We start from the raw sequence: 13,803 nt of genomic DNA, 5'->3' as shown, positions 1-13,803 counted from the left end.
AGAGACATTAACCAACTAATTAGGGGGAAAGACAGTGAAACTACTGGAAACGTTAAATGAAAAAATTCTAGTCGCAGATGGGGCGAGTGGAACACTTTTATATTCATTTGGAATTGATAGTTGCTTTGAAGAGCTTAATTTGACAAACCCCAATCAGATCAAAAAGATGCATAGAAGTTATATTGAGGCTGGTGCTGATGTGATTCAATCGAATACATTCGGCGCAAATTTTCATAAATTAAAGCGCTATGGTCTCGAAAGGGAAGTTTCTCAAATTAATAGAGCCGGAATGAAAATAGCGAAAGATGCGGCTGATCCAAACACATTCATCATCGGCACGATTGGCGGCTTGCGGAGCTTTAGGAAGTCAGAATTAACACTAACTGAAATTAAGGGATATTTCGATGAACAGCTGACCGCTTTATTGGAAGAAAATCCGGATGGAATTTTACTTGAAACCTATTATGATTTAGACGAATTATTAACGGTAATAGAGTCGGCTAGAAAAATGAGTGATCTTCCTCTTATTGCGAATATTTCTCTGCATGAAACAGGCCTTTTGCAAAATGGTATGCATGTCAGTGAGGCGTTTTCTCTTATGAAAAAAACAGGCGCTGATGTGGTGGGCATCAATTGTCGGATGGGTCCTTATCATATGATTCGCTCATACGAAGAAGTACCTTTATTGGAAGATACCTATTATGCGGCGTATCCAAACGCCAGCTTACCTGATTTATCAGATGGAAGATATGTCTATTCGACAGAAGCGGATTATTTCATTAATAGTTCAAGGCAGCTTGTGAAGCAGGGGGTCCGGCTGTTAGGTGGATGTTGTGGTACAACTCCTGCCCATATTCAGGCCATTCGTAAAGGAATCGAAGATCTTCATCCTGTAAAGGTGAAAGATTTTGTAGCCAAGCCGAAGCATCAGCCTATATCATATGAAATCATTCAATATAAACGAAAAGGTCCAGATACAATTTCAGGTAAGGCAAAAAAACAAACGACGGTTATAGTTGAGCTGGACCCGCCAAAGACGTTCGGCCTGGAGGAATTTTTAATAGGAAGTCGCTACTTATTAGACTCGGGTGCCGATGCGATTACACTCGCGGATAATTCATTGGCATCACCGAGAATATCCAATCTTGCGGTAGCTTCTATTTTACAATCAAAATTAAATACGGTGCCTCTTGTTCACTTAACTTGCCGGGATCACAATCTGATTGGCTTGCAGTCTCATTTAATGGGCATGCATTCCCTTGGATTATCAGAGGTGTTGGTGGTGACAGGGGATCCTTCAAAAATCGGTGATTTTCCGGGTGCGACTTCCGTATATGATCTTTCTTCCATGGATTTGATTTCATTGATTAAGCAATTGAATGAGGGGCGCTCCTATTCTGGAAAATCGTTGGGGAGCCGGGCGAATTTCGATATCGCAGCTGCCTTTAATCCAAATGTAAAGTACATAGATAAAGCCGTACAGCGAATGGAAAAGAAAATTCAGGCTGGAGCTGATTACTTCTTAACCCAGCCCGTGTTTAGTGTTGAAAAATTAGAGGAAGTATACGCGGCAACCAGGCATATAACAAAGCCGATTTTTATTGGCATTATGCCTTTAACGAGTCACCGGAATGCAGAGTTTTTACATAATGAAGTACCGGGTATTTCATTACCGGTTCATGTTAGAGAGGCGATGGAAAGAGCCGGAGCGGATAAGGAAGCCTGTGCTCGCGAAAGCTTTGCCATTTCAAAAGAATTAGTGGACGCGGCAAGTGAATTATTTAACGGAATCTATATTATTACACCATTTATGAAATATGAATTAAGCGGGCATTTGGTTCGGTACATCAAAGAACAGAAATCAGTTGTAAATAAGGAAGTGCATCTATCATGAGAACAGATAAATTGAAAGAGTTATTGGCTGAAAGAATAGTAATTCTAGATGGAGCAATGGGAACCATGATTCAGGCGCATCAATTAACAGAGGATGATTTTGGCGGGGAACAATACGATGGGTGTAATGAGTATTTAACGCTAACCCGCCCGGATGTAATCCAATCGATTCACGAAGAGTACTTGGCAGCAGGGGCGGATATTATTGAAACAAATACATTCGGGGCAACACCCATTGTACTGGATGAATATAATCTTGGTCACCTGGCATATCAGCTGAATAAAGAATCAGCTCAATTGGCTCGAAAAGCAGCTGAACAATTTGACAGTCCTGACAGCCCTCGCTTTGTCGCAGGCTCAATGGGACCTACGACCAAAACCTTATCCGTAACAGGCGGAGCCACTTTTGAACAATTGTTAGATTCATATGAAGAGCAAACGAAGGGCCTGCTTGATGGGGGAGTTGATTTGCTACTCTTGGAAACATCGCAGGATTTATTAAATGTGAAAGCAGCTTATATTGGAATGCAAAGAGCATTCTCATCTTTAGGCAGAGAAGTACCATTGATTATCTCAGGAACAATTGAACCAATGGGAACTACTCTAGCCGGTCAAACCATTGAAGCTTTTTATATATCGTGCGAGCATATGAATCCTCTTGCTATCGGGCTAAATTGCGCAACTGGTCCCGAGTTCATGGCTGATCATATCAGGTCTTTATCTGAATTAAGCACTGCAGCAGTAAGCTGTTATCCTAATGCAGGATTACCGGATGAAAATGGCCAATATAATGAATCGCCATCTTCACTAAGCAAGAAGATCAAGCAATTTGCCGAAAAAGGTTGGATTAATCTTGTTGGCGGCTGCTGCGGAACGACTCCTGATCATATTCGAGCTATTAAAGAAGCGGTTACCGGAATTGAAGCGAGGCAAATTAATGGCAAACAGGGTAATCATGCTGTCTCTGGTATTGATGCCTTAATCTATGATGGTTCAATGAGACCTTTATTTGTAGGTGAACGGACAAATGTGATTGGATCCAGAAAGTTTAAGAATCTGATTAAGGACAGGAAATTTGAAGAAGCTTCCGAGATTGCTAGACAGCAAGTCAAAAAAGGAGCCCATGTAATAGATGTGTGCCTAGCTGATCCAGATAGCGATGAAGTGTCTGATATGGAAGAATTCATGAAAGAAGCGGCTAAAAAAATAAAGGTGCCTTTTGTTATCGATTCAACCGATGAAATGGTCATCGAAAAAGCACTCCGCCATTCTCAGGGTAAAGCAATCATTAATTCGATAAATTTAGAGGATGGGGAAGAACGCTTTGAGAAAATTGTTCCATTGGCAAAAGAGTATGGTGCAGCCTTGGTTGTTGGAACAATTGATGAAAAAGGGATGGCCGTAACAGAAGAACGAAAACTGGAGGTTGCCCAGAGATCGTATCAACTGTTAACAGAAAAGTATGGAATCGTACCGGAGGATATTATCTTTGATCCGCTTGTTTTTCCGGTTGGTACTGGTGATGAACAATACCGGGAAGGAGCTGCGGAAACGGTAAAGGGACTGGCGGCCATTAAAAAAGAGCTTCCGAGAACATTAACGATTTTAGGCATCAGTAATGTATCGTTTGGACTGCCGAATGAGGGAAGAGAGGTCCTGAATGCCGTTTATTTATACCACTGTACAAAGGCTGGCTTGGACTATGCGATTGTCAATACAGAAAAATTAACCCGATTTGCGTTAATCCCTGAGGAGGAAGTTAAATTATCAGAGAATCTTTTGTTTCATAACTCAGAAGAATCTCTTGCTGAGTTTGTTGCTTTTTATAGGACAAAAAAGCCTGTTCAAAAGGAAACGAAAGAAAAACTTCCATTAATGGAGCGCCTGCCTGAATACATTATCGAAGGGACAAAGGACGGGTTGAAGGAGGATATTGATGAAGCTCTTGAAAAAGGGATGGAGCCGCTTGATATCATCAACGGTCCATTAATGGCCGGTATGTCGAAGGTTGGAGAACTATTTAATGATAACCAGTTAATCGTAGCTGAAGTATTGCAAAGCGCGGAAGCCATGAAAGCTGCCGTTTCGCAGCTTGAACCATTGATGACTAAATCAGGTACAACGTCTACAAAAGGAAAAATGGTGCTGGCAACCGTGAAAGGGGACGTACATGATATCGGGAAGAATCTCGTTGATATCATCATGAGTAATAATGGCTATGAAGTGGTTGACTTAGGCATTAAAGTAGCTCCGCAAACCTTGATTGAATCCGTCCGAAATGAGAACCCAACTATTATTGGCTTGTCAGGCTTGTTGGTAAAATCAGCCCAACAGATGGTTATTACCGCTCAGGATTTAAGAGAAGCGGAAATTGATGTTCCGATTGTAGTAGGTGGAGCAGCTCTTACCAGGAAATTTACTAGAGGGCGAATTGCTCCTGAATATAATGGACCGGTCTTTTATGCAAAGGATGCCATGAATGGACTCGATTTAATCAATCAGCTCCATGACGATGAGAAAAGGCTATCCTTTCTCGCTCAGCTAGAGGCAGAAACGAATGAGCAAGCAGCAGTGATTTCGATTGAAACGAAAAGGGATATTCAAGTTACAGAAAACCGTGATAAAACAGTGAAGGATCAAGAGAATATACCAGTCCCCGAGGACTTAAACCGGCATATTCTGCAGGATTACCCACTATCTCTGGTGTACCCATATGTGAATAAACAAATGTTATTTGGCCATCACCTTGGGATGAAGGGGAAAGTGGATCGGTTGTTTGAGGAAGAGAATCCAAAATTATTAGAACTTGCAGCCATAGTTGATGAGATTCTCGAAAACAATCAGATTAAATTATCAGCGATGTATCAATATTTTCCTGCAAAAAGTGATGGAGAAATTCTAAAAATATGTTCCCCAGCTAATCCGGATGAAGTCCTCGAAACATTTGATTTTCCGCGACAGTCCAAAAAGCCTTATCTGTGTTTATCTGATTATGTGAAGAACCAAGAGTCAGGTGTACAGGATTATGTGGGATTGATGATTGTCACAGCAGGTAAAGGTATAAAAGAAATAGCAGAAGGATGGAAAAAAGAAGGACAGTATTTAAAGAGCCATGTCATCCAATCACTCGCACTCGAATGTGCAGAAGGCTTAGCTGAACGAGTCCACCATCTTATGAGGGATGCTTGGGGAATCCATGACTCTATCGATATGACCATGAAAGAACGATTGAGTGCTAAGTATACCGGTCAGCGTTATTCATTCGGGTATCCAGCCTGCCCGAATCTCGAGGATCAAGAAAAGCTATTCAGGTTGCTGAAACCAGAGGATATCGGAATTCAGTTGACAGAGGGATTTATGATGAATCCTGAAGCATCTGTTTCCGCGATGGTCTTTTCGCATCCGGAGGCGAGGTATTTTAATGTGGGGCGGGAGGAGTAACGAGATAACGTAAAGGCATAGATAAACGGCCTTCTAAGCCGTCGGTCGGGAGTTCGAATCTCTCCTGGGACGTACCATTATAACAGTCAAACTCTTGATATGACAGGGGTTTGGGCATATGTATTATTGAATTTTTACAAATACACAACTAAAGAATCTACAAAAAGCTTACTGGATATTTTAAAAAAGTTAAAAGATGATGAAAGATTATGGGTACCTCATCAAGTTGCTTTAGAACTTTTTTAACCATGAAAATAATATGTATAAACAGCATGAGGGATATGATGCACTAGGTTCACAACTGAAAAAATTAAAAGATGAGGCAGAAAAGATACTAAGGAAAGTCAAAACTGACCATCCATACATAGTAACTGACAATTTTCAGTTTTATATAAATACTATGGAAGAAATGAATACTCAGCTACAAAATGATATCATTGCAGGATATGACGTAGGCGTTAAGAGGTTGCACTTACAGAATCTGTATATGGAGCGGATGGGACAGCTATTCGATTTATATAAGCTAAAAATCTATAGCAATTATAAAACTTTGAAAGAGTCTCTTAATGAGGCTCTCTTTTTTGTAAATTGGAATAGACTATTGAACAATGAAGAAATTATAGCCTCTATATACCCAAACTAATTAAATCCCTCTTTTATCTAATGAAAATTAATTCATTTATATAAAAGAGAAGGGTTATAGGTTGAAGAGGTAGAATATATAGGATTATCAACGCAAAAAAGGAGTGCTTCTTTATGCCTGCTTTATTCACGCCATTAACACCTGTTAAATATGTTGAATTTAATTTTATGGGACTAATAGATTCATTCGGTAAACAATTTGGTCATTTATCGTTCTTCCCTCAATGGAAAAAGTATTGGCTAGATAGCTTCTTAGATTTAGATGAACAAATAAAAGACTATGTGAAAGAGTTTCCGAATTCTAATCCTATTATTCAAAGAATAAAAGCTAAACCAAGCGTGTCGTTAGACAACTATGAATTATTTCAATTTGAGCATATTACTGATTATGGAATATATACTTTTCATTTTGACGTAGAAGCAATGAATATCATAAAAAACAACTCGAAAATCCCTTTAGAAACGGTTAAACTTAATGATTTATATATAGACCCAGACACACCTGTTTTAAAGAGTAAATTAGAGGACAGACGTAAGCCCCTTCTTGTTCGAATGTTTGGTATTGAAAAAGCTTTTATTTGTGCAGATGGAAACAAAAGATTAAAAATTAGAATAGAAAATGGAGAAGATAATTTTAAATGCCACATTTTTTATCCTCAAAATATCGAGGATATATTCTTTGGTCCCCTGGATCTTTATTATTATACTTTTTTACATGAAATTGAATATATGCATCGTCAAATACTTGACCACCCAAATGATGAAAAAGCCATATTTAACGTAACACAGTTATATTTACAAGCCCAGCAATGGTTGTGAATGTTTAGTATTATTATAGAATTAGAAAAAATGAAGGGAAAGGTAGGAAAGTCAACAAAAGAGGAGGAGAAAAAATGAGTATAACCGAATGGGTTTTAAGTACATACAATACTGATGATAATGGATTGGAAGAAGCTAAAAATTTCGCTTTTATATGGAGCTTATTTGAGAATCAATCGAACACAAAAATATTTTCGGATAAAATGAAATTTAGTGAATTTAAATTATGGGTTAATACGTTAGATATAAAGCAAGCATCAGTTGGCCTAATTATTAGGGATGTACAATCGGGAAATGAAATAAGTGGTAATTTAGTAGACGAAATAAATAGATCATTTAACCATTTTTATCAGAAATATTTGAGTGATAACAATCTATTTTTAAATACACTTTATAATCAAGTAGATAAGTTTACTTTATCAAATAAAGCTTCATTTGAAGGATTTGCAAAATCACTTAGAAAAAATGATATTAGAGATAAAATTTTGTTTTTGTTTATTATAGCTAAAAGAATGAGAAATAAATTCTTCCATGGAATAAAAAAAATAGGAGATATTAAGTCTGACCAAAGAGAATTCAAAAAAATCAATGGATATTTAATAGCAATTATTTCTTTAATAGAGAACTATAATTAATATGTTTTTTATTTGCATCTTCACTTTAAAAGAAGATGTTTTATGTCACTTTTACAAATTTGATTTTATAAAGAAGTTAACTGTTGTAAGTCCTAAACTGTATGCCTACTTGTTAGATGAGGTAACTCAAAAAAAATAATATCATATATCAGATTAGGCACTCTTTACAACATAGAACTTTTTTTAAGGAATGGGACATTTTTTATCTGACAAGGAATTACCAAATTTATTATTAATAGCGATATATAAGGTAGCTCAGCTGGATAGAGCAACGGCCTTCAAAGCCGTCGGTCGGGAGTTCGAATCTCTCTTCGGATGTAATAGATAGCATGAATAAGTCCATATGAATAGTAAATTTCAATATAATGGGGTACAAACGGAGATTAGAACCAAGCGTTTGTGCCCCTTTTTAGTTATCTAGAAGTCTACTATTGTGAAGTTTATATGCAGGGATCAAAAAATCAAGCAATATTTCTACTATTTGTGGATAATAAATGGTCAAATAATCTTTCTTTAGAAAGTATTTAAATAAGAAAAAGGGAGAGAAGTTAGTATGTTTGAAATCAAAGGTAAAGTAGCTATTGTAACTGGAGGGGCAAACGGAATTGGTAAAGAAGCGGTAAAAGCTATTCTCAACAAAGGTGGAATCCCTGTTATTGCAGACTTCAACGAGGAGTTGGGAAATCAAACTGCCAAAGAGTTAAACGCTGAATTTTTGAAAGTAGATGTATCAGACGAAAATCAAGTAAAGGATATGGTGTCACACGTGGTTGAAAAATATGGACACCTTGACATTATGATTGCCAATGCAGGTATAGGAGGAGGAGGTTCTACACTAGATCTTCCAACTGATGAATACGAAAAATACATAGGGGTTAATCAAAATGGTGTATTTTATTGCAGCCGTGAAGCGATTCGACAGATGGTTGCACAAGGCACGGGTGGGGCGGTTATTAACGTTTCTTCAATTCTTGGCTTAGTAGGTTCAGCCGGTGCTTGTTTCTACAACGTTAGTAAAGGTGCAGTAAGATTAATGACAAAATCAATGGCCTTAGAATTTGCTCCTTTTAACATTCGAGTAAATAGTGTCCATCCTGGCTATGTTATTACAGGTATGGTAAATGAGGATGTTGCAGGAGCAGAAGGAATCGAAATGTTAAAATCACTTCATCCGCTATCAAAAGGACTTGAACGTTTGGGTAAACCTGAGGAGATTGCACATGCAATCATATTCGCTGTTGAAAACACTTTTATGACAGGAGCGGAAATTGTCGTAGACGGAGGATACACTGCTCAATAATAAAGCATACATAAAGAGATACTATGAACACCCACTATTGAATGTTGGTGTTTTGTTTTATGTGTATTAAGTATCAATCTGATATATAAAAATAATTTAATTTAAATGTGTATATATTTAAATAAATTCAAACTGGGTATTATTAATATATCAATATAAAATTAATATTCCGGAAGGTGGAGATTAAAATGAAGAAAGGCTTGGCATTATTATTTATTTTAATTACTTTCATAGGAATATCGGGTTGCAGTTCAAAGGAAAAAATTGATTTAACCGAATATGTAACAATTGAAGTAAGTGGTTATGATGGTGAAGCAACAGCAAATGCTAATTTCGATTCATCTCGTTTTGAAGAAAAATTACTTAGTATTGATGGAAAACTTTTATTTTCTTCACTTGAAGAGAATATAGAAATAAAGTTAAATAAGGAACAAAATATTAGTAATGGAGATAAACTTGTAGCAGATGTATCTTATACGGCTGATCAAGGGGAATTAGAGGTTAACTTAAAAGACGGAAAAGTAAATAAAGAAGTGAGCGGTTTAGAAAAAATTGCACTCCATGAGGCAGATAAAGAAATTCTAAATGCTGATTTAGGTACTAAAGCCATCCAAATTTTTGACTTCATATGGACGGAAGATACAATTGTTCAGGATTTTATTGATGCTGGATTTAATGTTGTCTATATGGAAAGTAAGACACAGGAAAGTGATAAATCAATTGAAGAGGTTTGGATTGACGATAGTTTTGGGTTCTCACCACTAATCAAGGTTTCCAAAAATGAATTTGAATTATTTCTTGAGCCTGTTAATCCTACTTATGAGGAAACAAGTGAATCAATTCCGTTAGTTGAATGTCATGTTACTGCTGACGGTGCTATGAGTGACAATCCTGGGGTGCATTTAAGCGTAAAAGATGAGGATGTCATTACTAAAATTAAAGGTGCAGAAGTAGAATCACAAGTATTTTTTGTGAAAGGTTTAACTGTAGGAATGACAGAAGATGATTTGTTGGATAAATTACCGGAGAGTTCTAGTAAGAGGGATTCAGGAAAAAGAACTTTATATTCCTACTTTAAATTTGGAGAAGGCGGTTATGACTACACTTTTTATGTAGATAAGGAAACTAAATTAATTGTTGGAATTACCGGACCAATGGGCGGATTCCTACTTTTTAATGATTAATTCCACCTAGCTTAGGATATGGATTATTCTTAATAGTATTTCGTAAACTATGAATTCCAGTTGTATTGCTGTAACTGTGAAAGTAGGGAGTAAAACACTGAGCTTAGCAGAAGTGAATTTGCAAGGAAACTGCACAGTTACACTAAAAGCTTAAAACTGATAAGGGTATAAAGGAAATGCTTTACCAAACACAACCATTATAGTTGTTTATTTTTAAATGTATAGTAAATTTATAGACCTTAAACTCTGACTAAAAGAGCAGATAAATCTCCTGTTTTTGGATTTTACCTGCTCTTTTATGAATTGAATATAACTATTATTATAATTAAAACAATAATAAGAAAACTGCATCTTTATCGATAAGATCTCTATCAATAAAGATGCAGTGGATACAAGGATTATAAAAATAGAATAGAATACTAGAGTTTATGACTATGCAGCGCTTTCTTTTCTTTTTTCTTGTTCGTTGATCATGACAGCACAAGCTGCATCACCTGTAATATTGACAGATGTTCGTGCCATGTCAAGAATACGGTCGATTCCAAGGATTAGCCCAATACCTTCTACAGGTAAATTAACTGAGCTTAGAACCATTGCAAGCATAATTAGACCTACACCAGGTACGCCTGCTGTGCCGATACTGGCAAGAACTGCCGTTATCACGACTGTAACTAAGGCAGTGAAGGATAAATCTACACCATAGACTTGAGCGATAAAGATGGTGGCAACACCCTGCATAATGGCTGTTCCGTCCATGTTGATTGTCGCACCCAGAGGCTGAACAAAGCTAGATATTTCTTTTTTAACACCTAAATTGTCCTGTGCGGCTTCCATGGATAGAGGTAAAGTTGCATTACTGCTTGAAGTACTGAATCCTACTGTCATGGCCGGTGCAAAGCCTTTAAAGAACCATATTGGACTTTTACGTGCAAAAAAGAGAATGGTTCCACCATAAACAAGGATAGTATGAATGATTAGTCCAAGTACAACGACAATCATATATAATGCCATCGCTTTCATTGCACTGTAACCTTGTTCTCCAATTGCTGATGCAATAAGACCAAACGTTCCATAAGGAGCTAATTTCATTACCCAGGTTACAAGAAACATAACCAATTCATTACCTTGTTCAACCAATTTTACAATTCCTTCTGTCTTTTTTCCTAAAACAGTTAAAGCAAATCCAATTAAAGCAGCCATGAAAATGATTTGGAGCATATCACCTTCGGCCATAGCCATGATTGGATTATCAGGAATAATGTTAAGGAACGTTTCTCCGATTGAAGGGGCTTCTTCAGCCTCAAAAGTTGCATTTTTTGTATCAAATTCACCTTTTGTTCCCGGTGAAATTACCATAGCAAGAACGATAGCCAATATAATGGCTATGGCTGTAGTACATAGGAAGTAGAAAACGGTTTTAAAACCGATGGATCCGAGCTTTTTAGGATCTCCCAGGCCAGCTACACCTAAAATAATAGAAAATAATACAATTGGAACTACTAACAATTTAATCAGATTGATAAAGATGGTACCTAAAGGATCGAAAAGAAATTTGTTGAGTGTTTCAAATAAAGATGGGGAGAAAATATTTAGGGAAAGACCTACAAGGGCACCTAGTATCAGTGCAAAGATTATCTTCTTTGTTAAGTTCATATGATTCCTCCTAGCTCTCAGCCATAAATTCTGACACTAAACTATTATATTTATCCTTATATTCCAAATTCCGAGAATTAATAGATATTTTACCACGGAATTTGAAATTACTCATCTAATATAACTTTTAGGGCATATTAATCTTCTTTATAGTGAAATAAGGAGTATTAAGACCTAGAATAATTTGCGGATATTTCTATCAATTTTTATTACTAAAACAATCAATGCAAGGTGAAGAGACGATCAATAGATTTGGTAGAAGTGAAAAATAAAAGGAAGAGGAGCGTTTAGGCTTCTCTTCCTTTATCTTTAGAATCTTCTTTATTATGACTGATCTGCATTTGTTGATTAATCGCTTCATCAACGCCCTGATAATAAATTTTACTATAAAAGTTGGCTACAGTTTTAGTCCATGTACCAGTTTGTGTACCTTGGGAACGCTCTGATAGATAATCTGAGTATGTTTGATTATATCCTTCAATTTCTTCTTTTATATCATGCTGATAGGTTTCGCTATGATAGACCGCTTTAACTGGCAGGCGTGGTTTTAAACCGGGATCCTCTGCTGGATGGCCGATACATAAACCTGAAATGGGTAAAACAAATGGAGGAAGGTTGAGTTCCTTTATGACTTCATCTAATTTTCTGCGTATACCGCCAATGCAGACGGTACCAAGGCCTAGTGATTCGGATGCAGTAATGGCTGCTTCAAGAGCAATCCCAACATCTGTAGCCCCGACCAATAATGTATCGATATTTTCTGGGACAGCAAATGGTGTTTTTTCGATTTTGCTGGATACATAAGCTCTATAAAAGTCTGAGCAGAATACGAGGAATACAGGGGCCTCTTCAATATGCTTCTGCCCGCCGCATAGCTCTGCAAACTTCTTCTTCCTTACAGGATCTTTAACCGCAATAATGGAAACCTGTTGCCCATTTATCCAGCTCGGGGCAGATTGGACAGCTTGAATGATTTGTTCCAGCTGTACATCTTCGATTGGTTTGTTTTGATAAGATCGGATGGAGCGGTGAGATAATAAGGTTTGCATGATTTCGTTCATGTTGAGGTCTCCTCCTTCGATATATGGTTTCGTTATTAGTATAGTACAAACAAGTTTATTGTTCATAATAGAACCATACAGTCGGACTGTTATCTAAGGGTTATATTGGGTTGTATGGGGTATTCTCAGAGCTTCGATGAAAGAATGAGTTACTTCTATTAAGAGATCAAGAAATCTTATTCGGGATGTATATTTTTCTGTAGGATGACAACCTGTATGACTATGTGAGGTATGGACGGATACTGAATGAAGAAAAATAAGCTGGGAAGTCCCGAGATATTTAGTCTTTTCTGAGACTTTCCAGCGTAATTGATAAACTTATTATTATACCGTTACGGCTTTTTTGTTTCGTGATACCATTTGAAGGTACCGATAAACACTGGATTCGGACATTCCCATTATATCTGCCACTTCACTTATTGTGCCTTTCATATCAAATATTCCATATTCTTTTAATTTGGAAATAGCAAGTTTCTTTTGGTCAGGTGATAATTGGGCTCCAGATTCCAGGATATCTCTATCTATTACTGTATAGATGATATTACTTACATTATCTTGAAGCTTTTCTACAGGTTGCTCTTGTTCAGTTTTCATTTCAATATGTTTAATATCAAAGCTTAGATTGGCTAAACTTAATATATCCTTGGCGACTTTTCGATACACGTCTGCATCAAAATTAATACATAGAAGTCCCTGTAATTGACCTTTATGATCTTTTATAAACAAAGTGGATGAACGAAATTTTTTACCCCTCGGTCCTTCTCCGACATATCCAACAACATAATCATTGTCTAAATAAACCTTATCGTTGATTAACTTTTTTGCATAGTTAGTTAATGGGCTATCTAAGGACCTTTCGCTCAAGTCAGCATTGACGATATGACCAATATGAGAACCTCCATTAGGATTTAAAATATGCAATACAAATTCATAATTAGGTCCTAGAATTTCTCCAAAATAATTCATTATAGTTTGATAATGCCGAATTAGATCTTTATCCAATTAGGTTTTCCTCCTTTTAGGAAACTCTTTTTAATGGAACATCGAGATCAAAAATATTTATCAAATATACTACGAGCATAGTAAGTTAAACCCTACATGCAAGTTTTCAGTTTTGCCCCTATATATGTGCACTTGACCAGTGTTTAGGGAAGTATGGTGATTATCGATTTCAT

At 36.7% G+C, this 13,803-nt stretch carries 11 protein-coding genes and 1 tRNA gene; 9 read left to right on the top strand and 3 right to left on the bottom strand.

Annotation, left to right across the window (positions count from 1 at the left end; translation table 11 throughout):
* Positions 1 to 34 precede the first annotated feature (34 nt).
* The 9 genes from F7984_RS10760 to F7984_RS10725 all read left to right on the top strand — a co-directional run bounded on the left by F7984_RS10760 (position 35) and on the right by F7984_RS10725 (position 9,914).
* The gene (locus F7984_RS10760) at positions 35 to 1,894 is read left to right on the top strand and encodes a bifunctional homocysteine S-methyltransferase/methylenetetrahydrofolate reductase (RefSeq protein WP_140461567.1); all 1,860 of its coding nucleotides are present in this window, start codon (positions 35 to 37) and stop codon (positions 1,892 to 1,894) included.
* Positions 1,891 to 5,334 (top strand): methionine synthase, encoded by a 3,444-nt coding sequence (metH, locus tag F7984_RS10755; protein WP_140461566.1) that lies wholly within the window; start codon positions 1,891 to 1,893, stop codon positions 5,332 to 5,334. The genes F7984_RS10760 and metH overlap by 4 nt, the downstream gene beginning before the upstream one ends.
* Positions 5,302 to 5,411: transfer RNA gene (locus F7984_RS10750), tRNA-Arg, on the top strand. The genes metH and F7984_RS10750 overlap by 33 nt, the downstream gene beginning before the upstream one ends.
* A gap of 22 nt (positions 5,412 to 5,433) precedes the next feature.
* Positions 5,434 to 5,580 (top strand): PIN-like domain-containing protein, encoded by a 147-nt coding sequence (locus F7984_RS19700; protein WP_181162008.1) that lies wholly within the window; start codon positions 5,434 to 5,436, stop codon positions 5,578 to 5,580.
* A 13-nt stretch (positions 5,581 to 5,593) separates the two neighbouring features.
* Positions 5,594 to 5,977, top strand: coding sequence for a hypothetical protein (locus F7984_RS10745; RefSeq protein WP_140461565.1), 384 nt, complete (start codon positions 5,594 to 5,596; stop codon positions 5,975 to 5,977).
* Between the two features lie 113 nt (positions 5,978 to 6,090).
* On the top strand, positions 6,091 to 6,795 hold the full coding sequence (locus F7984_RS10740; RefSeq protein WP_140461564.1) for a hypothetical protein: 705 nt from the start codon (positions 6,091 to 6,093) through the stop codon (positions 6,793 to 6,795).
* Between the two features lie 74 nt (positions 6,796 to 6,869).
* On the top strand, positions 6,870 to 7,430 hold the full coding sequence (locus tag F7984_RS10735; protein ID WP_140461563.1) for a hypothetical protein: 561 nt from the start codon (positions 6,870 to 6,872) through the stop codon (positions 7,428 to 7,430).
* Between the two features lie 553 nt (positions 7,431 to 7,983).
* Positions 7,984 to 8,730, top strand: a complete 747-nt coding sequence (locus F7984_RS10730; protein WP_140461562.1) for an SDR family NAD(P)-dependent oxidoreductase — start codon at positions 7,984 to 7,986, stop codon at positions 8,728 to 8,730.
* Between the two features lie 188 nt (positions 8,731 to 8,918).
* Positions 8,919 to 9,914 (top strand): hypothetical protein, encoded by a 996-nt coding sequence (locus tag F7984_RS10725; RefSeq protein ID WP_139891818.1) that lies wholly within the window; start codon positions 8,919 to 8,921, stop codon positions 9,912 to 9,914.
* Positions 9,915 to 10,346: 432 nt separating this feature from the next.
* Here F7984_RS10725 and F7984_RS10720 read toward each other — a convergent pair whose 3' ends face one another.
* The 3 genes from F7984_RS10720 to F7984_RS10710 all read right to left on the bottom strand — a co-directional run bounded on the left by F7984_RS10720 (position 10,347) and on the right by F7984_RS10710 (position 13,630).
* The gene (locus F7984_RS10720) at positions 10,347 to 11,567 is read right to left on the bottom strand and encodes a dicarboxylate/amino acid:cation symporter (RefSeq protein ID WP_140461561.1); all 1,221 of its coding nucleotides are present in this window, start codon (positions 11,565 to 11,567) and stop codon (positions 10,347 to 10,349) included.
* Positions 11,568 to 11,854: 287 nt separating this feature from the next.
* Entirely contained in the window at positions 11,855 to 12,628 is a 774-nt protein-coding gene (locus F7984_RS10715; protein WP_140461560.1) for an NADPH-dependent oxidoreductase, read from the bottom strand.
* A 324-nt stretch (positions 12,629 to 12,952) separates the two neighbouring features.
* Positions 12,953 to 13,630, bottom strand: coding sequence for a helix-turn-helix transcriptional regulator (locus F7984_RS10710; protein WP_140461559.1), 678 nt, complete (start codon positions 13,628 to 13,630; stop codon positions 12,953 to 12,955).
* Positions 13,631 to 13,803: the final 173 nt, after the last annotated feature.

The sequence above is a fragment of the Pradoshia sp. D12 genome (assembly GCF_008935075.1).
Taxonomy (GTDB): domain Bacteria; phylum Bacillota; class Bacilli; order Bacillales; family Pradoshiaceae; genus Pradoshia.
This window is presented reverse-complemented; position numbering and strand designations above follow the sequence as displayed.

Coding starts and splice junctions, on each gene's coding strand:
- F7984_RS10715 (WP_140461560.1), bottom strand. CDS start 12,628: ATGAACGAAATCATGCAAACCTTATTATCTCACCGCTCCATCCGATCT.
- F7984_RS10740 (WP_140461564.1), top strand. CDS start 6,091: ATGCCTGCTTTATTCACGCCATTAACACCTGTTAAATATGTTGAATTT.
- F7984_RS10735 (WP_140461563.1), top strand. CDS start 6,870: ATGAGTATAACCGAATGGGTTTTAAGTACATACAATACTGATGATAAT.
- F7984_RS10720 (WP_140461561.1), bottom strand. CDS start 11,567: ATGAACTTAACAAAGAAGATAATCTTTGCACTGATACTAGGTGCCCTT.
- F7984_RS10745 (WP_140461565.1), top strand. CDS start 5,594: ATGTATAAACAGCATGAGGGATATGATGCACTAGGTTCACAACTGAAA.
- F7984_RS10730 (WP_140461562.1), top strand. CDS start 7,984: ATGTTTGAAATCAAAGGTAAAGTAGCTATTGTAACTGGAGGGGCAAAC.
- F7984_RS10725 (WP_139891818.1), top strand. CDS start 8,919: ATGAAGAAAGGCTTGGCATTATTATTTATTTTAATTACTTTCATAGGA.
- metH (WP_140461566.1), top strand. CDS start 1,891: ATGAGAACAGATAAATTGAAAGAGTTATTGGCTGAAAGAATAGTAATT.
- F7984_RS19700 (WP_181162008.1), top strand. CDS start 5,434: ATGACAGGGGTTTGGGCATATGTATTATTGAATTTTTACAAATACACA.